Annotated in this window: 22 protein-coding genes, 1 tRNA gene and 1 pseudogene; 14 read left to right on the top strand and 10 right to left on the bottom strand. The window is 64.7% G+C overall.

What is annotated here, in order from left to right; all coding sequences use genetic code 11:
- Positions 1-21 precede the first annotated feature (21 nt).
- The 5 genes from BM133_RS09800 to BM133_RS09780 form a co-directional block, all read right to left on the bottom strand.
- Positions 22-813, bottom strand: coding sequence for a M90 family metallopeptidase (locus BM133_RS09800; RefSeq protein WP_093433333.1), 792 nt, complete (start codon positions 811-813; stop codon positions 22-24).
- 26 nt (positions 814-839) lie between these two features.
- Positions 840-1,601 (bottom strand): UDP-2,3-diacylglucosamine diphosphatase, encoded by a 762-nt coding sequence (locus tag BM133_RS09795; protein WP_093433331.1) that lies wholly within the window; start codon positions 1,599-1,601, stop codon positions 840-842.
- Between the two features lie 91 nt (positions 1,602-1,692).
- The gene (locus tag BM133_RS09790; RefSeq protein WP_093433330.1) at positions 1,693-2,205 is read right to left on the bottom strand and encodes a peptidylprolyl isomerase; all 513 of its coding nucleotides are present in this window, start codon (positions 2,203-2,205) and stop codon (positions 1,693-1,695) included.
- 33 nt (positions 2,206-2,238) lie between these two features.
- Positions 2,239-2,829: a peptidylprolyl isomerase gene (locus BM133_RS09785; RefSeq protein WP_093433328.1), complete on the bottom strand. Its 591-nt coding sequence runs from the start codon at positions 2,827-2,829 to the stop codon at positions 2,239-2,241.
- 76 nt (positions 2,830-2,905) lie between these two features.
- Positions 2,906-3,496 carry a tetratricopeptide repeat protein gene (locus tag BM133_RS09780; protein WP_093433327.1) on the bottom strand — a complete coding sequence of 197 codons (591 nt, stop codon included), beginning with the start codon at positions 3,494-3,496 and terminating at the stop codon, positions 2,906-2,908.
- Between the two features lie 203 nt (positions 3,497-3,699).
- On the opposite strand from BM133_RS09780, the gene cysS reads away from it, so the two are divergent.
- The 6 genes from cysS (at position 3,700) to BM133_RS09750 (ending at position 9,171) form a co-directional block, all read left to right on the top strand.
- A complete protein-coding gene (gene cysS / locus BM133_RS09775) occupies positions 3,700-5,076 on the top strand; it encodes a cysteine--tRNA ligase (RefSeq protein ID WP_093433325.1) in 1,377 nt (458 codons plus the stop codon).
- A 17-nt stretch (positions 5,077-5,093) separates the two neighbouring features.
- Positions 5,094-5,744 carry a DNA-3-methyladenine glycosylase family protein gene (locus BM133_RS09770; protein WP_093435214.1) on the top strand — a complete coding sequence of 217 codons (651 nt, stop codon included), beginning with the start codon at positions 5,094-5,096 and terminating at the stop codon, positions 5,742-5,744.
- A 19-nt stretch (positions 5,745-5,763) separates the two neighbouring features.
- On the top strand, positions 5,764-6,744 hold the full coding sequence (locus BM133_RS09765; protein WP_093433324.1) for an acetyl-CoA carboxylase carboxyltransferase subunit alpha: 981 nt from the start codon (positions 5,764-5,766) through the stop codon (positions 6,742-6,744).
- 6 nt (positions 6,745-6,750) lie between these two features.
- Positions 6,751-7,722: a tRNA lysidine(34) synthetase TilS gene (gene tilS / locus BM133_RS09760; RefSeq protein ID WP_093433322.1), complete on the top strand. Its 972-nt coding sequence runs from the start codon at positions 6,751-6,753 to the stop codon at positions 7,720-7,722.
- 61 nt (positions 7,723-7,783) lie between these two features.
- A complete protein-coding gene (locus BM133_RS09755) occupies positions 7,784-9,052 on the top strand; it encodes an aspartate kinase (RefSeq protein WP_093433321.1) in 1,269 nt (422 codons plus the stop codon).
- Positions 9,053-9,078: 26 nt separating this feature from the next.
- Positions 9,079-9,171: transfer RNA gene (locus BM133_RS09750), tRNA-Ser, on the top strand.
- A 531-nt stretch (positions 9,172-9,702) separates the two neighbouring features.
- Here BM133_RS09750 and BM133_RS09745 read toward each other — a convergent pair.
- The 3 genes from BM133_RS09745 to BM133_RS09735 all read right to left on the bottom strand — a co-directional run bounded on the left by BM133_RS09745 (position 9,703) and on the right by BM133_RS09735 (position 11,645).
- Positions 9,703-10,680: a Bug family tripartite tricarboxylate transporter substrate binding protein gene (locus BM133_RS09745; RefSeq protein ID WP_093433319.1), complete on the bottom strand. Its 978-nt coding sequence runs from the start codon at positions 10,678-10,680 to the stop codon at positions 9,703-9,705.
- Positions 10,681-10,746: 66 nt separating this feature from the next.
- Positions 10,747-11,199, bottom strand: coding sequence for a GlcG/HbpS family heme-binding protein (locus tag BM133_RS09740; RefSeq protein WP_093433318.1), 453 nt, complete (start codon positions 11,197-11,199; stop codon positions 10,747-10,749).
- A complete protein-coding gene (locus tag BM133_RS09735) occupies positions 11,196-11,645 on the bottom strand; it encodes a nuclear transport factor 2 family protein (RefSeq protein WP_256219113.1) in 450 nt (149 codons plus the stop codon). Before BM133_RS09735 ends, BM133_RS09740 begins: the two co-directional genes overlap by 4 nt.
- Positions 11,646-11,757: 112 nt before the next feature.
- Between BM133_RS09735 and BM133_RS09730 the strand changes: the two genes are divergently transcribed.
- Together BM133_RS09730 and BM133_RS09725 are read left to right on the top strand one after the other, a co-directional pair.
- On the top strand, positions 11,758-12,579 hold the full coding sequence (locus BM133_RS09730) for a FadR/GntR family transcriptional regulator (protein ID WP_093433315.1): 822 nt from the start codon (positions 11,758-11,760) through the stop codon (positions 12,577-12,579).
- An 86-nt stretch (positions 12,580-12,665) separates the two neighbouring features.
- A pseudogene (locus BM133_RS09725) lies at positions 12,666-12,861 on the top strand (IS5/IS1182 family transposase); the annotation flags it as partial.
- 60 nt (positions 12,862-12,921) lie between these two features.
- Here BM133_RS09725 and BM133_RS09720 read toward each other — a convergent pair.
- Positions 12,922-13,776: a LysR family transcriptional regulator gene (locus BM133_RS09720; protein ID WP_093433313.1), complete on the bottom strand. Its 855-nt coding sequence runs from the start codon at positions 13,774-13,776 to the stop codon at positions 12,922-12,924.
- Between the two features lie 125 nt (positions 13,777-13,901).
- On the opposite strand from BM133_RS09720, the gene BM133_RS09715 reads away from it, so the two are divergent.
- The 6 genes from BM133_RS09715 (at position 13,902) to BM133_RS09690 (ending at position 19,778) form a co-directional block, all read left to right on the top strand.
- On the top strand, positions 13,902-15,026 hold the full coding sequence (locus BM133_RS09715; RefSeq protein WP_093433312.1) for a mandelate racemase/muconate lactonizing enzyme family protein: 1,125 nt from the start codon (positions 13,902-13,904) through the stop codon (positions 15,024-15,026).
- Entirely contained in the window at positions 15,023-15,991 is a 969-nt protein-coding gene (locus BM133_RS09710) for a dihydrodipicolinate synthase family protein (protein ID WP_093435213.1), read from the top strand. The genes BM133_RS09715 and BM133_RS09710 overlap by 4 nt, the downstream gene beginning before the upstream one ends.
- A 64-nt stretch (positions 15,992-16,055) precedes the next feature.
- On the top strand, positions 16,056-17,087 hold the full coding sequence (locus BM133_RS09705) for an ADP-ribosylglycohydrolase family protein (protein ID WP_177224767.1): 1,032 nt from the start codon (positions 16,056-16,058) through the stop codon (positions 17,085-17,087).
- A complete protein-coding gene (locus BM133_RS09700) occupies positions 17,084-17,902 on the top strand; it encodes an NAD-dependent epimerase/dehydratase family protein (RefSeq protein ID WP_093433309.1) in 819 nt (272 codons plus the stop codon). The genes BM133_RS09705 and BM133_RS09700 overlap by 4 nt, the downstream gene beginning before the upstream one ends.
- On the top strand, positions 17,899-18,753 hold the full coding sequence (locus BM133_RS09695; RefSeq protein ID WP_256219112.1) for an amidohydrolase family protein: 855 nt from the start codon (positions 17,899-17,901) through the stop codon (positions 18,751-18,753). Before BM133_RS09700 ends, BM133_RS09695 begins: the two co-directional genes overlap by 4 nt.
- Before the next feature lie 41 nt (positions 18,754-18,794).
- Positions 18,795-19,778 (top strand): Bug family tripartite tricarboxylate transporter substrate binding protein, encoded by a 984-nt coding sequence (locus tag BM133_RS09690; RefSeq protein WP_093433306.1) that lies wholly within the window; start codon positions 18,795-18,797, stop codon positions 19,776-19,778.
- A 363-nt stretch (positions 19,779-20,141) separates the two neighbouring features.
- Here BM133_RS09690 and BM133_RS09685 read toward each other — a convergent pair whose 3' ends face one another.
- Positions 20,142-20,843, bottom strand: coding sequence for a Crp/Fnr family transcriptional regulator (locus tag BM133_RS09685; protein ID WP_093433304.1), 702 nt, complete (start codon positions 20,841-20,843; stop codon positions 20,142-20,144).
- Positions 20,844-20,983 lie beyond the last annotated feature (140 nt).

Raw genomic sequence — 20,983 nt, 5'->3', positions numbered from 1 at the left:
GGGGATGCACGCCCCGTGGGGTCAGGCCTGTCCGGGCAGGAAGAACTCGTCGAAAAGAACCACCACCCCGGCGAAGTCCCGGGCGAAGTTCGGGCGGTTCACGAAGTAGGCCTCGCAGGCCACAGCGAAGAATTCGCTGAGCGACGTCGCGCCATAGTCGTCCAGCCACGGCGGTTCGGTGCCGAAGCGCTCGGCCATGATGGTTTTCTCGCGGAAGTCGTCGTAGGCGGGCTGCAGCACGGCGAGCCACGCGGCGCGCGATTCCCGGGCGCTGCGCTTGCCTGCGAAGCCGGCCGGCAACGGCGGGCAGCCGTCGGCATCGCCGCCGCGCATGTCGATCTTGTGGGCGAACTCGTGGATCACGACGTTGTAGCCGCCTTCGCTGGTGACGCTGCTTGCGAGCACGTCCTGCCAGCTGAGCATGACCGGCCCGCGGTCCATGGCTTCGCCGGCCACGACCTCGTCGTACTCGTGCACGACCTGCGCCTCGTCGACGACCTTGCGGCGCGCCACGACCTCGGACGGGTGCACCACGATGCCGACGAAATCGTCGTACCAGTCGAGATGGCCCTTCAGGTGCAGCACGGGCAGCACGGCCTGCGCGGCAATGGCCAGCGCGACCTCGTCGGTGATGACGAAGCCCTGGGTGCCATGGAATTCCTTGTCGCGCAGGAACTCGGCCGTCAGCATGCGCAGCCGCTCCAGGTCCGCGGCGGGGCGGTCGGCCAGGAAGGCGTAGCGCGCCAGCGTGGCGTGCCAGGCGGCGTCGAGAATCGGGGGCAGGGCGCGCAGGCGGCGCAGCCACTTGAACATCGGCGGTTCCGCGGTTCGGGGCGCTGCTAGCGCAGGTCGACGCGCTGCGCGCCGGCGGTGGACAGGCACAGCAACTGCGCGCGCGGCGGATGGGCCGCGGCATCCCAGTCGCTCAGCACGATGCGGCGCAGGCCGTGGCCCAGGTCGTGGTCGGCGGGCCGGTGCGTGTGGCCGTGCACCATCGTCTGAGCCTGCGCCTGCTGTAGCCATTGGCGTGCGGCGTCGGTGTCCACGTCGGCCCAGATCGTCGAGGGGTTGCGCTTGCGGTCTTCGCTTTGCGTGCGCATCGAGCGTGCGAGCGCGCGGCGCTCCTGGAGCGGCCGGGCCAGGAAGGCGGCCTGCCATTCGGGCGTGCGAACCATGCCGCGGAACTTGAGGTACTCGGTGTCCTCCAGGCAGAGGATGTCGCCGTGGCTCAGGAGCCACCGCTGGCCGTGCAGCACCAGCACCGTGGGGTCGTCCAGCAGCGTGAAGCCGCATCGGGCCGCGAGCGCGGGGCCGACGAGGAAGTCGCGGTTGCCGTGCATGAAGAACACTGGCAGGCGCTGGGCGGTGCGGCGCAGCAGTTCGGCGCATTGCGCCTCGAAGCCGGGCTCGTCGGCGGCATCGTCGCCCACCCACACCTCGAACAGGTCGCCGAGGATGACGAGTGCATCGGCCGGCGTGGTCTGCAGGTACCCCTGCCAGGCCGCAAAGGTGGCGGGCTCGCCGGCCTGCAGGTGCAGGTCGGAAATCAGGTCGACGGTGCGCCACGCGGGCGGCGCGACCAGTTCCTTGAACACCCTCATTGCGGCCGCCGCCGGGCGGCCCCAAGGCGAGCCGCGCCTCCCCCACGGGCGTTGGCGAAGCACACGAAGTGGCAAGCCGCGGGGCTCACGGTTACTCCGCGATGACGACGGCCTTTTCGATCACCACGTCTTCGAGCGGCACGTCGTCGTGGAAGCCCTTGCGGCCCGTCTTCACGGCCTTGATCTTGTCGACCACGTCGGTGCCGTTGATGACCTTGCCGAACACCGCGTAGCCCCAGCCCTGGGCCGAGGGTGCCGTGTGGTTCAGGAAGCCGTTGTCCGAGATGTTGATGAAGAACTGCGCGGTGGCCGAGTGGGGCGCGCTGGTGCGGGCCATGGCCACCGTGTAGTTGGCGTTCTTCAGGCCGTTGTTGGCTTCGTTCTCGATCTCGGCGCCGGTGGGCTTTTGCTTCATGCCGGGCTCGAAACCGCCGCCTTGCACCATGAAGCCGGGGATCACGCGGTGGAACACGGTGTTGTCGTAGTGGCCCTTCTTCACGTAGGCGATGAAGTTCTCGGCCGACTTGGGCGCTTTCTCGGCGTCCAGTTCGAGCGTGATCACGCCGTAGTTCTTGATGTGCAGTTCGACTTGGGGATTGCTCATGAGGGACTCCTTCGGAAATTCGGAATGGGGGAATTACTTCGCCAGCGTGGCGGACTTGATGGTGATGGTCTCGACGGGCACGTTCTGCATGCCGCCCTTGTTGCCGGTCTGCACGGCGCGGATCTTGTCGACCACGTCGGTGCCGGCCACGACCTTGCCGAACACCGTGTAGCCGTAGCCATCGGGGTTGGGCGCGTTGAGCGAATCGTTGTTCTTCACGTTGATGAAGAACTGCGAGGTGGCCGAGTTCGGGTTGCCGGTGCGCGCCATCGCGATCGTGTACTTGTCGTTCTTCAGGCCGTTGCTCGCTTCGAGCGGAATCGGCGGGCGCGTGGGCTTTTGCTGCATGTCGGCGGTGAAGCCGCCGCCCTGGATCATGAAGCCGTCGATCACGCGGTGGAACACCGTGCCGTCGTAGTGCTTGTCCTTGACGTACTGCAGGAAGTTCTCGACCGACTTGGGCGCTTTGGCCGCATCGAGTTCGACCACGATGTCGCCGGCCGAGGTGGCCAGCTTGACGCGCGGTGCGGCTTGCTGCGCGTAGCCGGTGGCGGCGAAGCCGATGGCCGCGGCCAGGATGAAGGCGTTGCGGCGGCTGAATCTTGAAAGGGCGTGGATCGTCAAGTGATGCTCCGTTTGCGAAAGGGGGAGGGCGCCGGCAGCGCAACGAATGCGTCGCCGTGTCCGGGCCGGCAGCGGCTTATTTGCTGGAACGGCCGACCGGCTTGCGAATGACCACGGGCGCCGCCGGCAGTGCTGCGGCTTCGGCCTCGGTCTTGGACGAGAAGATCTGGCGGATCAGCGTGAGCTTGGGCGCGACGCTGGCGTTGGTGCTGGCGAATTGCTGGGCGCGCACGTATTCCTGTGCCGCAAGGCGCGCATAGACGTCGCCGAGGTTCTCGTGCGCGGTTGCGTAGTTCGGGTTGAGCTTGAGCGCGGTTTCGAGCGCGGCACGTGCCTGGTCGAACTTGCTCTGCGAGGCATACAGCGCAGCGAGGTTGTTGTAGGGCTCGGGCAGCTCGGGGAAATCTTGCGTGAGCTGGGTGAAGGCGATGATGGCCTCGGCCTGCTTGTTCTGCTCGGTGAGGATCACGCCGCGCAGGAACCGCATCTGCGGATCGCGCGGCTTGCCGGCGATGTAGGTGTCGGCCTTGGCGAGCGCTTCGGTGGACTTGCCCTGGCGCAGCAGCAGGTTGACATCGTCGTAGTCGTTGGCATGCGCGGCGGAGCCCCACAGGCTGAACAGGAGTGCGAAGGCGATGGAGAGTTTGGAGAACACGGCGTGCTTCATGAAGCCTCGGCAGGATTGGGGGAAGCGGGCCTGGAGAACACCCGGGAGGAACGCGGCGGCAGGCGTCAGCAGCCGTTTATACTGCGTTGCATTGTAGCCGAGGGGCCATGTCCAACCCCTCGTGGCCACTGTCCCGTCACCCCTGAAATACACCCGTCGTTCGCCCGTGCCGCACGTGCGCGAAGCGACGCTTTCCGAGCCTCATGAGTCTGCGCATCTACAACACGCTGTCGCGTGAACTGGAGGAATTCTCCCCATTGCAACCTGGCAAGGTGCGCATGTACGTTTGCGGCATGACGGTCTACGACTTCTGCCACATCGGCCACGCCCGCATGATGATGGCCTTCGATGTGGTGCAGCGCTGGCTGCGCGCGAGCGGCTACGGCGTGACCTATGTGCGCAACATCACCGACATCGACGACAAGATCATCGTGCGCGCCGTTCAGCGCGGCATCACCATCCGCGCGCTGACCGACGAAGTCATCGCGGCCATGCATGAAGACATCGGCGCGCTGGGCATCGAGCCGCCCACCGTCGAGCCGCGTGCCACCGAGTACGTGCCGCAGATGCTCGACATCATCCAGACGCTGGAGCGCAAGGGACTGGCCTACCGCTCGCCCGATGGCGACGTGAACTATGCGGTGCGCAAATTCCCGGGCTACGGCAAGCTGTCCGGCAAGTCGCTGGACGAGCTGCATGCCGGTGAGCGCGTCGCAGTGCTCGAGGGCAAGCAAGACCCGCTGGACTTCGTGCTCTGGAAGGCCGCCAAGCCCACCGAGCCGGACGATGCGAAGTGGGACAGCCCCTTCGGCACCGGCCGTCCGGGCTGGCATATCGAGTGCTCCGCGATGAGCTGCGCAACCCTTGGCGAGACTTTCGACATTCACGGCGGCGGCGCGGACCTTCAGTTCCCCCACCACGAGAATGAAATTGCGCAAAGCGAAGGCGCCCATGGCAAGCCGCTCGCGCGTTTCTGGGTGCACAACGGCTTCGTGCGCGTGGACAACGAAAAGATGTCCAAGAGCCTGGGCAACTTCTTCACCATCCGCGAGGTGCTGCAGAAGTACGACGCCGAAAGCCTGCGCTTCTTCCTCGTGCGCACCCACTATCGCAGCGCGCTGAACTACAGCGATGCACACCTGACCGACGCCCGCAACTCGCTCAAGCGCCTGTACACGGCGCTCGACCTGGTAACGCCCGCACCGGTCACGCTGGACTGGACGAATCCGCACGCGGCAGCTTTCAAGGCTGCGATGGACGAAGACTTCGGCACGCCCGGCGCCATCGCGATCCTGTTCGAGTTGGCCACCGGCGTTCACCGCACGCAGTCCGCGGAAACCGCCGGGCTGCTCAAGGTGCTCGGTGGCACGTTGGGCCTGCTCCAGGGCGACCCGAAGGCCTTCCTGCAAGCAGGCAGCACGCTCGACGATGCCGCGATCCAGGTGCTGATCGCCCAGCGCGCAGCGGCCAAGGCCGCGAAGAATTTCGCCGAAGCCGATCGCATCCGCCAGGACCTGCTGGAGCAAGGCATCGTGCTCAAGGATTCGCCCACAGGCACGACCTGGGCCGCTGCGCAGTGAACGGAACGACCAACCCCATGCCTGCTTCCAAAAACCCGACCGTACAGATCTACACGCCGGATTATTGGGAGGAGGCCTGCAAGCACCTGGCCAAGAAAGACCGCGTGATGAAGCGGTTGATTCCGAAGTTCGGCGAGGCCTGTCTCGAGTCGCGCGGCGACGCCTTCACCACGCTGGCGCGCAGCGTCGTCGGCCAGCAGATCTCGGTGAAGGCCGCGCAAACGGTCTGGGACAAGTTCGCGTTGCTGCCGCGCAAGCTGACGCCGGCCAACGTGCTCAAGCTGAAGGTCGACGACATGCGCGGGGCAGGGCTCTCGGCGCGCAAGATCGAATACCTGGTCGACCTGGCCCTTCACTTCGACTCTGGCGTGGTGCACGTCGATTCGTGGAAGGACATGTCCGATGAACTCATCATCGAAGAGCTGGTGGCCATTCGCGGCATCGGCCGCTGGACGGCCGAGATGTTCCTCATCTTCCACCTGATGCGCCCCAACGTGCTGCCTGTGGACGACGTGGGGCTGCTCAACGGCATCAGCGTCAACTACTTTTCGGGCGACCCGGTGAGCCGCAGCGATGCCCGCGACGTCGCCGTGGCCTGGGCGCCGTATTGCAGCGTGGCGACTTGGTATATTTGGCGATCGCTGGACCCCGTGCCGGTCGCGTATTGAAATAAAACAGGAGAAGACGTTGGCGAAACGAACCTTCCTCGATTTCGAGCAGCCCATTGCTGAACTCGAAACAAAGATTGAAGAACTGCGCTATGTACAGACCGAATCGGCGGTCGACATCTCGGAAGAAATCGATCAGCTGGGCAAGAAAAGCCAGCAGCTCACCAAGGACATCTACAGCGACCTGACGCCTTGGCAGATCACCAAGATCGCCCGGCATCCGGAGCGGCCTTACACGCTGGACTACGTCAACGAAATCTTCACCGACTTCGTCGAACTGCACGGCGACCGGCATTTCTCGGACGACCTGTCGATCGTGGGTGGCCTCGCGCGCTTCAACGGCGTGCCCTGCATGGTGCTGGGCCACCAGAAGGGCCGCGACACGAAGGAGCGCACCGCGCGCAACTTCGGCATGAGCAAGCCCGAGGGCTATCGCAAGGCATTGCGGCTCATGAAGACGGCCGAGAAGTTCAAGCTGCCGGTGTTCACCTTCGTCGATACGCCGGGCGCATACCCCGGCATCGACGCCGAGGAGCGCGGCCAGTCGGAAGCCATCGGCCGCAACATCTTCGAGATGGCGCAGCTGGAGGTGCCGATCATCGTCACCATCATCGGTGAAGGCGGTTCGGGCGGCGCGCTGGCGATTTCGGTCGGCGATCAGCTCGTGATGCTGCAGTACTCGATCTACTCGGTGATCAGCCCCGAAGGCTGCGCTTCCATTCTCTGGAAGACCAGCGACAAGGCGCAGGAAGCGGCCGACGCACTCGGCATCACGGCACACCGCCTGAAGGCGTTGGGCCTGGTCGACAAGATCGTCAACGAGCCGGTGGGCGGCGCGCATCGCGACCATCGCCAGATGGCCGCTTTCCTGAAGCGCGCGCTCAACGATGCGTTCCGCCAGGTCAGCGACCTGAAGACCAAGGAACTGCTGGACCGCCGCTACGAGCGCCTGCAGAGCTACGGCCGTTTCAACGATACCAAGGCCGACACCGGCCGGTAAGCACCCATGAGCGAAGCCTTCGAACGCGCCCTGGCCGCGTTCGAGCCGGCGCAATGGCCGCTGGCGGTGGGCTTCAGTGGCGGTGCGGATTCCACCGCCTTGCTGGCTGCATGCGCATCGCGCTGGCCGGGGCGGGTGGTGGCCTTTCATGTGCATCACGGCCTGCAGGCCGCGGCCGACGATTTCGAGCGGCATTGCGGCGCGGTGTGCGAGCGGCTCGGCTTGCCGCTCGTCGTTCGCCGGGTCGATGCGCGGCACGCACCGGGCGACAGCCCTGAAGACGCGGCGCGGCGTGCTCGCTACGAGGCGTTTGCAGCCATGGCGCGCACGGATGCCGGGCGATCCGCCGTCCGATCCATTGCCCTGGGGCATCACGCCGACGACCAGGTCGAAACCCTTTTGCTGGCGCTCTCGCGTGGCGCCGGGCTTCCGGGCCTGGCGGCCATGCCTGCGCATGCTGCGCGCCATGGCCTGGACATCTACCGGCCGCTGCTGGCGGTGTCCGCGGCCGACATCCGTGCCTGGCTCGCAGCGCGCGATCTCCCGTGGATCGAAGACCCGAGCAACGGCGACGCGCGCTACACCCGCAACCGGATTCGCGCGGTGCTTTTGCCCGCGCTGGAGCAGGCCTTTCCGCAGTTCCGGACGACTTTCGCCCGCAGCATCGGCCATGCCGCGCAGGCGCAGCAGTTGCTGGTCGAGCTTGCGGCGCAAGACCTGCAAACCGTGGGCGAGCCGCCCCACATCAAGGCGCTGCAGGCGCTTTCTCGGGCCCGGCAAGCCAATGTCCTGCGCCATTGGCTGATGCAGGCACACGGCTGCGCGCCCAGCACGGCGCAGCTCGACCAGCTGCTGGACCAGGTCCGCGCCTGCACCACGCGCGGCCACCGCATCCATCTCAAAGTGGCCGGCGGATTTGCCGAGCGGAAGGGCGACCGGCTGCATTGGTACAATGCCCCGCCCTCGCCGAAGACTTAGCTCCCACAGCTTGCAGGGCGCCGCCTATCCAGCGGCCCTTTTCTTTTCTCTGATTTCACCCATGGCATTGATCGTTCACAAATACGGCGGTACGTCGATGGGCTCGACCGAGCGCATCAGAAATGTCGCCAAGCGCGTCGCCAAGTGGGCGCGCGCCGGCCACCAGATGATCGTGGTTCCGAGTGCCATGAGCGGCGAGACCAATCGCCTGCTCGGCCTCGCCAAGGAGCTGGCGCCGAGCAAACCGGGCGACGCCCACAACCGCGAACTCGACATGCTGGCATCGACCGGCGAGCAGGCTTCGTCCGCGCTGCTGGCCATTGCGCTGCAGGCCGAGGGCATGGCGTCGGTGAGCTACGCGGGCTGGCAGGTGCCCATACGCACCGACAGCTCGCACACCAAGGCCCGCATCGAAAGCATCGACGATGTGCGCGTGATGGCCGACCTGAACGCGGGCAAGGTGGTGGTCATCACCGGCTTCCAGGGCATGGACGACGCCGGCAACATCACCACGCTGGGCCGCGGCGGCAGCGACACTTCGGCCGTGGCCATTGCGGCGGCGATGAAGGCGCACGAGTGCCTGATCTACACCGACGTCGATGGCGTCTACACCACCGATCCGCGCGTGGAGCCCGATGCGCGGCGCCTGACCACCGTGAGCTTCGAAGAGATGCTCGAGATGGCGAGCCTGGGCTCCAAGGTGCTGCAGATCCGCTCGGTGGAATTCGCCGGCAAGTACAAGGTGCCGCTGCGTGTGCTCTCCAGCTTCACCGCATGGGACATCGACATCAATGAAGAGGCCAAGTCCGGCACGCTGATCACTTTCGAGGAAGACGAAAACATGGAACAAGCCGTCGTATCCGGCATCGCATTCAACCGCGACGAAGCCAAGATCTCGGTGCTGGGCGTGCCCGACAAGCCGGGCATCGCGTATCACATCCTCGGTGCTGTGGCAGACGCCAACATCGAGGTCGACGTGATCATCCAGAACCTGAGCAAAGACGGCAAGACCGACTTCAGCTTCACCGTGCATCGCAACGAGTATGCGAAGACGATCGATCTCCTGCAGTCGAAGGTCATGCCCTCGCTGGGTGCGACCGAGATCGTGGGCGACACCAAGATCTGCAAGGTCAGCATCGTGGGCATCGGCATGCGCAGCCACGTGGGCGTGGCGAGCAAGATGTTCCGCGTGCTGAGCGAAGAGGGCATCAACATCCAGATGATTTCGACCAGCGAGATCAAGACCTCGGTCGTGATCGACGAAAAATATATGGAATTGGCCGTCCGGGCGCTGCATAAAGCCTTCGATCTGGATCAACCGGCCGTCTGACGGTGGCATAATCGCGGCTTCTTTCAGGAACTGTGACCGAGTGGCCGAAGGTGCTCCCCTGCTAAGGGAGTATGGGGTGTAGAGCCTCATCGAGGGTTCGAATCCCTCCGGTTCCGCCAAGACAAAGCCCCTGCAATCGCAAGACTGCAGGGGCTTTTCGTTTGTGGCAGCGGTTTGCCGACGCCGCAGGTTGGTCTGCCCATGTTTTGTTGGTTGCCGCCGAAAATTGACCCCGTGGGGTCAGAGATCAGCGGAACTCAACACACAGGCGGACCGCTGTTGCGACAGGTCGGCCGCCATGACTACTTGGTGGGCGACCGAGGGCTGACACCACAGGCTGTGGCGCAGGTGGTGAAAGCGGCGGTCAAAGCGGCGAGAGGACCGGATGCGGCGGCCGGGTGTGGAGCGAATTCACTGCGCGCCGGATTCGTGACTGAGGCTGCAGCGATCGGACTGCCCATACGCGAAATAACGAACACCACTCGACATACCTCGGTGTCCACGTCGTATGTCTACGTCCGGCCCATCGAGAAGGGGCGCGCGCGGAGCTTGCTCTAGTGAGATAGCGTCCATGCGCAGTGGAACTCATGGGAGGGGACATACTCCAGTCAGAATTCGCATGCGAACTTGCACTGGAGCCTTTCTCTTTGTCAGTCTGTGGCGCTGTACCCGACCTGCTTGACCACGGCGCCCCAGCGCTCCGTGTCCGTCCGCAGGAGCGCCGCAAAAGCCGCCATCGGCATCGACTTCGGCTCCATCCCGATCACCGCCAAGTTCTCAACGGCTGCCGGTTGCGCCAGTGCAGCGACGACGCGTGCGTGTAGCGCCTGCGACACATCGTCGGGAGTCGCCGCGGGCGCGAACAGTCCGAACCAGGTCGACGACTCGATCTCCTGCAAGCCCTGCTCCCGAAAACTCGCCACAGCCGGAGTGAAGCGCGAGCGCTTCCCTTCAGAGGTGCCCAGAATGCGCAGCTTGCCCCCGCTGGCAAGCGGCAACAGATCGGTCAGCACCCCGACGCAAGCGGCGATCTGGCCGCCGGCAGTGTCTTGTGCCGCGAGATTGGCGCCCCGGTAGGGAACGTGCGTCAGCTCGATCTTCGTGACGCGGGCGAACATCACACCGGTGAAATGCAGCGTTGAGCCGGCGCCCGAGGTTCCGAATGCCGCCTGCGCCGGGTTCGCTTTGCACCAGCGGGCGAAGTCGCTCATGTTGCGCACGTCCGCCGGGACGGCCGGGCCAACCGCCAGCGCGATGGGCACCGTACACAGCGTGGTGATGGGGCGGAAATCGGTAAGCGGCGCGTAGGGCAGGTTGCGGAACACGTGCGGGTACATCACCATGATCGCGTCGGGCGTGGCGAGCAGCGTGTGCCCGTCGGCAGTAGCGCGCTTGACGTATTCGGCCGCGAGCCGGCCCCCGGCGCCGGTGCGGTTCTCCACGACGTAGTTGAGGGTGCTCTGAGTGAGCTGGTTGGCGGCCAGGCGCGCGACGCTGTCCCCGGATGACCCGGGCGGAAAGCCGCTGATGACACGTCCGTAGTTCGTGGTCTGTGCGTGGCCGGTGGGCAGTGTCAGTGCGCCCATGGCGGCGGCGGTCGTTACGGCAAAGCGCCGTCGGTTCAACATGGTTTTGTCTCCTGGCTTGTTTTTGTTCGGGTGCGCTCGGGCGCTCGGGCGCTCGGGTTCTGGGCCTCAGCCGGGATCGGCATGCCATCCGGCAGCTTTGATGCCGGCGAGTGCGCAGTCTTCGTCGTTGTTCGGCAGGTCACCGCTGATGCCTACCGCGCCGACGACGTCTCCTTGTGCGTTGCGCACGAGCACTCCGCCAGGCACTGGCACCATGCGCCCTTCGGATGCGGCGGCCAGCGCTGCGTAAAAGCCCGGATGGGCCTGAGCACGCTCGGCCAGCGTACGACCACCCAGCCCCATGCCCAGTACGCTCCAGGCCTTGCCGATCGCGATCTGGGGGCGCAGGATGCCTGAGCCGTCCTCGCGCAGAAACGCTACCAGATGACCGCCTGCATCGAGCACAGCTATCGTGAGCGGTTTGAGTTGGAGGCCGCGGCCTCGAGCCAGTGCGACGTCGGCGATCCGCGATGCGGACGCAAGATCGAGGCGGCCCGATGAGATTGCGGCGGTGCTCATGCGGTGAAGGCCAGGGCGCGTTCGACGCGGCGAGACGCAAAAAGCCAGCGGCCGTCGGAATCCTTGACGAAGGTGTCGGCCATGTCGTTCACCCGGACCTGCATGGCCTGCCCCTCGCCAAGCTGCTCGTACGTGACTTGCACCGCAGTGGCGACGATATGCGAAGGCAGTGCGCGTTCGATGCGCAGGTTCGACCAGACATGGCGCGTGCGGCGGCCGGGCTGTGCCGCGCGGCGCAGGCAGTCGTCGGTAATCGCCTGCCGGCCGCTCAAGTCGAGCCCGCCCACGCGCAGCGTGCCTTCGGGTGCGAACAGTTCGCCCAGCGCCGAAGCATCGCCGTGGTCGGCATGCCACGCGAAGTCGGTCAACAGTCGTTCGATCGCCGCTTGGTCGGTGGCAGGGAGTAGGCACGTTGCCGCAGGCTCTTGGATCGATGGAGGGTGCATGTCTGAGCCTTGGGATTGCGGCATAGGATCGGGTGGGAGTGCGCTTGAGCACCCTGACACCAAGTCACTAGGTGACTTGGTAAAATGTAGTCATTGAGAACACAGAAGTCAAATGCCCGAAATGATCCCCTCTATCGCCCCGGCGCCCTGGACGCCCCGACGTATCGACCGCGGCAACGCAGCCGATCGGATCCTGCAGGAGCTGCGGAAGTCGATCCTTTCCGGCGTCTTCGTGCGCGGGGCTCGCTTGCCCACCGAAAAGCAACTGGCCTCTGGCTACGGCGTGAGCGGTGCGACAGTGCGCGAGGCCGTGCGTGGCCTGACCACCCTTGGGTTGATCGAAGTCAGGCACGGAAGCGGCGCCTATGTGACGGCGCGTCCCGATGAGCTGCTATCGGCACCCCTTCATTCGGTGATCGAACTTGAGCAAGTCGGCATCACCGAGATCTTTGGCGTACTCGGTGCGCTTAACGCGCATGCCGCCGGGGTAGCGGCACGTCGTGCCACGGATGCCGAGATCGCCGCCATGCGTCAGGCACTCGAAGCCATTGAAACGGCAACCGACCGTGACGGCGTGTCTCAGGGGCTGGCTTCTTTTCTGGATGTGCTCGCGCTGGCCTCCGGCAATCCCTTGCTGGCGGCGCTCTGCCGTTTTCTCTCGCGCATTCAGATTGACATCGCGCGCGAGCATTCGGGCGAGACCTTGAAGGACTGGCGCCGCACCGTGCGCAAGTTGACGACCGAACGGGCTCGGCTGGTGGACGCCATCGAAGCGCGCACTCCGGAAGCCGCGTCAGCCGCTGCTCGCGCGTATCACGAGCGGGCACTGGCGGTCATTGGCTCTTTGCCCCGTTCGGCCAGCGTGCGCATCGACGATCCGATGCTGGCGCGTCTTTTTCAAACTGCACATGGACGTGATCCCCGGGCGCCATAGGCAGAGACTCGCGTCCGATCTTCTCGACCATAGAAAGCTGAAGGAATTCATCGGGACGGGGACGGCCTTTCTGGCTTCGCTGGCCGACGCCGGCCGAGAACGGCGAGCGAGATCCTGAGATGCACCAGACGAAGAAGGGCAACCTGTGGCACTTCGGGATGAAGACGTACATTGGTGGGACGTGGACTTGGGGTGCACAGGGTGACGGCGACCGCTGCCAACGAGGTGGACCTGGAACAGATGGGTGACCTGCTGCACGGCAAGGAAGACATTAGCTCGGGCCACATGAGTTGGCGGGATGGCGCGCTCGACACGAGTGACGAAGTGTGCTTTGAAAAGTTTTCAGGTCAAGGCGACAAATGCCGACACCAGTGGAGCGCGGACACCTGAGCGCTGCCACATGATGCCGACGGTGCGGCTGGGAAAAGGGGAGGGCAGCGGCCACTTGCGCACCGGGCAGTTCGTGCCGGCGCCTGGCCAATCGGGCAACACGGAAACGCCCAGTCCTTCGGACACCAGCCTCGTGATGTTCTCGATGCCGTCCAGCTCGAAGCGCACCTTGGGACGCACATTGCGTTTGCGCAGGTAATCGTCGGCCAGACGGCCGGCAATCACATTTCGGTCGTAGCGGATAAATGGCTCGGATGCGATGGTGGCAAGCGCGTCGCGCACGCGCATGGTGGTCGGTGTGACGAGCACCAGGGGCTCTTCGCGCAATGTGTGCCACATCACGGTCTTTGGCAGTTCGTAGGCGGGGTGCACGAGGATGGCCGCGTCCAGTTCACCGCGCAGCACACGTTCATGAAGGAGCGCCGTCGGGGCGGGCTCGATGTAGACCTCGATCTGCGGGTGGTGTTCGACCCACGCTTTCAGCACCGCCGGTAGCGTTCCCGTCATGACCGTGGGCGTTGCTCCCAGTCGCAACGGCCCCGCCGGCAAGTCTGTGCCAGACGCGGCGGACATCAGGTCACGGATCTCGCGCAGGACGACCCCAGCGTGTTCTATCACTCGAGTACCCGCCACGGTCGGCTTCACGGTTCGACCGGCACGTGTCACCAGCGGGCTACCGACCTCGGCTTCCAGAGCCCTCAGCCGCTGCGCAACAGTCGGGGGCGTCAGGTCCAGTCGACGGGCCGCCTCAGCGATGGACCCCAGCTCCACGACGCGCACCAAGGTTTCCAAGAATCGCGAGTCCATGATGGAGGAGATTCTAGTTCGTGAGCCAGTCAGAATATGTTTTTTCCATCTTCTAATGAAGATGAAAGACGCTTGTTCCTTCTTGCTCGGAGCTTGAGACTTGAGCCTCGCACAAGGAGACTCAGTTGCCGAAAATTCAATCCATCGAGGTGTGTGCACTTGCCGTGCCACTGGACAAGGTCACCTCGTTTTCCAATCGAACGGTCACCGCGCGTCACTACGGACTGGTCAAGGTTCGCAGCACCGACGGTATCGAAGGCCTCGGTTTCTGCTACGTCGGTAGTGCGGCCGGCAAGCTCTTTCATGTTGCCGTGGAGGAACTGCTCGCGCCCGTCCTGCTGGGGCGTGACTCATCGGCCGTCGAGGGCCTGTGGAAGACCATGTACCAGGAAGCGCTGCTTCAGGGGCGCATGGGCACCGTGATGCGCGCCCTCAGCGCGCTCGACACGGCGTTGTGGGACCTGAACGCGCGTTCGGCCAAGCTGCCGATGCACAAATTCCTGGGCGCTGTGGAGCTGGACAGCGTTCCGGCATATGCCAGTGGCGGCTACTACCTCGAAGGCAAGACCGCCCAAGGCGTGGCCGATGAAATGGCCGGCTATGTGGCCCAAGGTTTCGGCGCTGTGAAGATGAAGACCGGCCGCTGGTCGCCACAGGGCGAGGAAACCCGCGTCCGCGCCGCGCGTGAAGCGGTCGGCCCCGACGTGGAACTCATGCTCGATTGCAACAACGGCTGGGTCGATACCGTGCAGGCCATGGAGTACCTGCGACGCATCGAGCAGTACAACCCTTACTTCATTGAGGAACCGTTCGGCCCCGACGACGTGGAAAGCCATGCGCGGCTGGCCAAGCTCACGCGGATCCCTGTCGCCACGGCCGAGATCGGCTATGGCCGGTGGTATCACAAGCAACTGCTCGACATGGGCGCAGCGGCCATCCTGCAGACTGACGCAGCGGTCTGCGGTGGCATCTCCGAATGGCGGCGCATCGCCGCCACAGCCGGCAGCTATGGCGTGCAGATGTGCCCTCATTGGTTCCACGATCTCCACGCGCCGCTGGTCGCTGCCACGCCGAACGCCCGATACGTCGAGTTCTTCGCCGACGACCAGGTGCTGAATTTCCGACGCCTCGTCGATCGCCAGCTCGAATACAAGGATGGTCGCGTCATGCTGCATCAGGAGCCTGGGCTGGGCTTCAACTTCGACGAGCGCGAAGTAGCCAAGCACGGTCGGTGGACAACGCTGTCATGAACGGCGCCGCCCGACATCGCCTTCGGGGCGTGCTCTCTCCAGTGCTCACGCCCTTTGGTCCCGACGGAAAACCCAGCACGACGCGCTTCGTGCGGCATTGCCGCTGGCTGCTGGATCAAGGCGTGGGGCTCGCGGCATTCGGAACCAATTCAGAGGCGAACTCGTTGAGTACAGCCGAAAAGATGTCGCTGCTCGACGTGTTGCTCGACGCTGGATTGCCGGCCGATCGCATGATGCCCGGCACCGGTGCGTGCGCATTGCCCGATGCCATTGCCATGACGCGCCACGCCGTGGACGCGGGCTGTGCCGGGGTTCTGATGCTGCCTCCTTTCTATTACAAGGGCGTCAGCGACGAAGGCTTGTTCCGCAGCTTCGCAAGTGTCATCGACGCCGTTGCCGATCGCCGGCTTCGCGTTTATCTCTACAACATCCCGCCCATGACGCAAGTGCCGCTCAGCCTCGGGTTGATCGAGCGTTTGCTCAAGGCCTACCCTGACGCAATCGCGGGGGTGAAGGACAGTTCCGGCGACTGGACCCACACGCACGCGATGCTGCGTGAATTCCAGCCAGAGGGTTTCGACGTCTTCGCCGGGTCCGAGACGTTCTTGCTGCAGACCATGCGGGCGGGCGGCGCTGGCTGCATCACCGCCACGGGCAACGTCAATCCGACAGCCATCCTCAGGTTGTATCGCGAATGGCAGCAGCCTGATGCACCCGTGCAGCAAGCGGCGCTGGACGCCACGCGCGCGTTGTTCCAGAGACATCCCATCATCGCTGCGATGAAATCGGCCATCGCATGGAAGTCCGCAGATGAGCAATGGGCCGCCGTACGAACACCGCTGATCGCGCTCAATGCGACCCAGCGTGAGCAGCTGGAGGCCGACCTGGCGGCTGAGGGATTCACAATCCCCAAGGCCGAAACGCTTGCCGGCAACGATGCCTCTTGCGCGACGAGCGCTGCATGAGGCGTGCCTTTCCAGCCTCCGCGTATTCCCATCCGGGCCCGGGCGAACAACACAAGGATTTCAGATGAACCAGAGCGACATGCTGTTCGACAAGGTGCTTGGCTGCCTTGCCGGCGGCGTCATCGGCGATGCAATGGGCACGCCGACTGAAAAATTGAGCTACGAGGAGATTGATGCCCGGTTCGGTTGGGTCACGAGCTTCCAAGGCGAGGGGACCGATGACTCCGCGCTCAAGCACATCCTGTGCGAGACGATCTTCCGTGCGCATGGCCATCCCACGGCCGACATGTGGGGCGAAGATTGGCTGCGCAACGCGGACACCTTCATCGGCAGCACGCTGTTCTTCGCGCCGGTCGTCAGCACCTTCTGGAAGCTGCGCGGTGAGCGCGCTCTGCCGCGCGAAGCCGGCAATGGGAACATGGCCAGCAGCAGCTCGGCGATGTGCATCTCGCCCATGGGCATCATCAATGCGGGCAACCCGCGGCAAGCGGCGCTGGAGACTTTTGAGGTAGCCAGCCTGATCCACCACAACTCCTCTCGCGACGGTGCTTGTGCAATCGCGGCCGCGGTGGCCGAAGCCTTCCGCCCACAGGCCGATGTCGACAGCGTTCTGGAGGCTGCTGCCCGCTACTTGCCCGAGCGCAGCGCGCAGGCGATGCGCGAGGCACTGGCGGCCACTTTGGCGCTGGCGCGCAGCTGCGGCGACTACCTGGAATTCCGCAAACGCTTCCACGAGCAGCTTCCACCGACCATGCACTTCACCGATTCCCGCGAGACGGTGCCGGTGGCCCTGGCGTTGGTGTTGCTGGCGAAAGGCGACGCCGAACAGGCGGTGATCTATGGCGCCAACTTCGGCCGCGACGCGGACACGATCGCTTCCATGGCTGGTGCGGTCGCAGGCGCCCTGCGCGGTGCCAGTGCCTTTCCTGCGCAATGGATGGACGGACTGGGGCCGCAGGCCGGCAAGCAGCGCGAGCTCGCCGCACGCATCACCGAAGTGACCCTTGCCCGTGCACAGGCGTCGTTGGAGGCAGCGCGGGTGTTGATCGGTATGGCTGGCGCTGCGACCGATGCGCTTCCCGGGAGCGGCGCATGAAGACCGTGCTCATCACTGGTGCCGCCGGCGGCATTGCCACTCACCTGCGGCGTGAACTCGCCGGCCGGTACCGGTTGCGCCTGTGCGACCTGCGGACCGTCGGTGAACTGCAGGCCGGCGAGTCCTTCGTGCAGGCGGATCTCTCCAGCCTGGACGAGCTGCAGGCGGCCATGCGCGGTGTCGACGCGGTGGTCCACCTCGGCGGCCTGTCGATGGAGGGCGCGTGGGACGACATCCTCAGCGCCAACATCGCCGGCTGCTACAACGCCTACGAGGCAGCGCACCGGGAGGGCGTGGGGCGCTTCGTCTTCGCATCGAGCAACCACGTCGCCGGCTTCTACCGCCGTGACGAGGTGATAGACGACAAGGTCTACCCGCGCCCCGACAGCCGCTATGGCGTCTCGAAGGTGTTCGGCGAGGCGCTCGGCAGTCTGTACGCGGACAAATACGGCATGCAGGTGCTGTGCCTGCGCATCGGCAACGTCAACCCGGCGCCGCTGGATGCGCGCCGCCTCGCCATCTGGCTGAGCCCGCGCGACATGGCGCAATTGGCGGTGATCGGCATCGAGCACCCGGACATCCGCTTCGAGGTGGTCTACGGTGTGTCGGACAACCGGCGCTCCTGGTACGACAACCGGAACGCGCATCGGCTTGGTTACCGTCCCATGGACGACAGCGAGACGTTTGCCAATACCGTGCTGGCCGGTGTGCCGGTCGAGGATCCGCGCGGTGCGCCGTTTCAGGGGGGCGCCTTCGTGCACCAGGAGCTGTTCGACAACCCCGCGCCCTTGCCGGGCAGAGAGCGTGTGCAGTGACAACGACGCCCGCGCAATGGCCGCAGGGAATGCCGGCCGGCGCATGCGACACCCACATGCATGTGTATTCGCAAGCCGTCGCGGGCGCACCTGGTGGCCCGCCACTGCCGGGCGACTACAGCGTCGCGGACTACCGCGCGTTCCAGGCGAACATGGGCTTGCAGCGCGTCGTCGTGGTGCAACCCAATGCCTACCAATTCGACAACAGCGTGCTCCTGTTGACCCTGCGCGCATTCGGGGAGAGCGCGCGTGGCGTCGCGGTCGTGAACAGCGACACAGACGACGCCCGGTTGGAGACGCTCACTCTGGCAGGCGTACGCGCCCAGCGCTTCTATGCGCTGCGCTGGGGTGCGATGGATTTCGAGGCCATGGACGCAGTCATGCGGCGCGTGCACCCGTATGGTTGGCACGCCAACATTCAACTGAACGGCAACGCACTGCCGCTGCATGAGGACCAACTGCGTCGTCTGCCGGGGGACTTCGTCATCGACCACGTCGGCAAGTTTTTGCCTCCTCCCGACACAAAGTCCGAGGCGTTTCGCGCCTTGCTGCGACTCATCGATACGGGTCGCTGCTGGGTGAAGCTGTCGGCGCCCTACGAATCATCGGCTCAGGGGGCATCAGGTTACAGCGACGTCGGGTCGCTGGTCGCCACGCTCGCCATGTATGCGCCCGAACGCATGCTGTGGGCGAGCAACTGGCCGCATCCGTTTCCACCGGGAGGCGAAGCGCCAGATGACCGCGCGCTGTTTTCTCTCTTCGCGCAATGGGTGCCCGATGCAGTCACGCGGCACCGAATCCTCGTTGACAACCCGGCGCAGCTCTATGGGTTTGCCCCCGCGGTGTCCTGACAGCTCAGAAATTCAAAGTAATACATATAAGGAGACAAGTGATGAACTGCAATAGATTCTTGGCGTTGATGCTCGCGTCCATGGCAGCACTCAGTGCGCCGCTGCAGGCCTATGCACAGGGCGATTTCCCCGACAAACCGATCACCATGATCGTTCCATTCCCGGCGGGAGGCGCTGCCGACAGCGCGGCGCGGGCGGCCATGAACGGTCTGTCGATCGCACTCGGTCAACCCGTCATCATCGATAACAAGCCGGGCGCTGGCGGCAATATCGGCGTGGCATTTGCCGCTCGAGCCAAGGCTGATGGCTATACCTTGTTGCTCGGCCATATCAGTCCGATCACGATCAATCCGCATACCTATGGAAAGCTGGCTGTTGATCCGATGAAGGAGCTGGCTCCGATCGGACTGATCTCCAGCGGTCCGATGATCCTGGTTGTGCATCCGAGTGTGCCGGCCAGGACGTTGCCCGAGTTCATCGCCTACGCGAAGGCAAATCCGGGAGCCGTCAACTACGCGTCCGCAGGCGCTGGTGGAATCACACACGTGGCGATGGAGCTTCTGAGCAGCAAGGCGGGTATACAGATGACGCATGTACCCTATAAAGGCGGCGCTCCCGCCCTGCAGGACCTGCTGGCGGGCCGCGTCCAAGCCATGAGCGATGCGCTGCCGCAGCTGTTGCCTTATGTGAAGGAGGGCAAGCTGCGCGCGATCGCCGTGACGTCGGCGCAGCGATCTCCCTACGCCCCAGACGTTCCCACGGCTGCGGAAGGCGGTCTTCACGACTACATCTTGTCCGGGTGGCTGAGCGTGTTTGTCCCCGCCAAGACCCCCGAAACCATCCGTCGGCGCATCAAAGAAGGGTTGGACGTGGCGGTGACGAGTACGGCGTACGCCGATTTCCTCACAGCCGCGTTCAGCCCGAAGATCAAACCCATGTCGACGGAAGACTTCACGAAGTTCGTGCAAGCCGAATACGTTCGTTGGGGAAAAGTCGTGCACGACGCGAATATCCTGTTGGACTGAGGGTTGCCCTTCGTATGCATTGGTCAAAGTGTTTGACGGTCTTAACGCCTTCCGAATTCAGCATGCCGATGCCGATGCCGATGCCGATGCCGATGCCGATGCCGATGCCGATGCCGATGCCGAGAAGCTGAGTCGCTTGTCACGGCGAAAGTCCTCTGTGCGCGCCAGGAGGCCACTGCACGGTCATACCCTTCTGCGACGCGCTTGTTGGCCCACGCCTCAGAGCTCCCTTAACTCCTCCGATGACTGCGCCATCTGACGCATACACAGACAGATTGGGACGGTCGTACGCCAGCTTGCAGGGCCAAGACAAAGCCCCTGCAGTCGCAAGACTGCAGGGGCTTTTCGTTTGGGCTCAGCAACTTACTGCGCCAGAGCGGCCCCTTCGCCGAGATAGCTCCGCAACCCCGCGAGATCGAGCACCTCGACGCCACCGTGCTCCACCCGCAGCAGCCCCGCGCGCTCGAGTTCGTGCAGCGCCCGGTTGGCGCGCTGGCGCGAGACGGCGGACAAGAGGCCGATCTCGTCCTGGCTCAGGCGCACGAAGCTGCTCGTCTTCGGATAGAGCAGGGGATCGAAAAGGCTCGCCAGGCAGCGCGCCACGCGCGCATCGGGCCCCAGCAGGCGGTCGAATTCCATGAGCCCGATGAACAGGCTCAGGCGTGCGTTGATGTGCAGCAGAAGAAACCGGTTGAAGTCCAGGTTCGTCGACACCAGGCGCTCGAAGGTGTGGCGCGGCACGCAGGCCATGCGCGTCGGGCGCATGGCCACGCCGTCGTAGCGCCATGGGCCGGGCTTGAGCAGCGAGCCTTCGCCGGCCCAGCCGCCGGTGGTCACGCCGGTGAAGGTGGAGACGCGGCCATCGGCCAGCGAGACCGACATCTTCACCAGGCCCTCGATGACGCCGAGCCACTGATCGGCCGATTCGCCGCGGCGCAGCACGAACCCGCCGGCCGGCACCTCGCGCTCGTGCGACTCGCGCACCACGCGGTCGAGCTCCTCGGCCGTCAGGGTCTGTGCCCACAGGCTCTCGCGGAGCATGGTCTCCATGGCGTTCGACGACATACGTGCTGTTCCTCGCTCGCTTGCTTGCTTGCTTTTCAGCTGGCTGGCTTGCTCACTCTCCACCCGTGTGGACCTGCATTGAAAAGGCCCGCGGACCGCGCGTAAGGAATGTCGTTGAAACGACACTCTCGGCGCAATGA

The organism is Variovorax sp. 770b2, assembly GCF_900115685.1.
GTDB lineage: Bacteria > Pseudomonadota > Gammaproteobacteria > Burkholderiales > Burkholderiaceae_C > Variovorax.
This window is presented reverse-complemented; position numbering and strand designations above follow the sequence as displayed.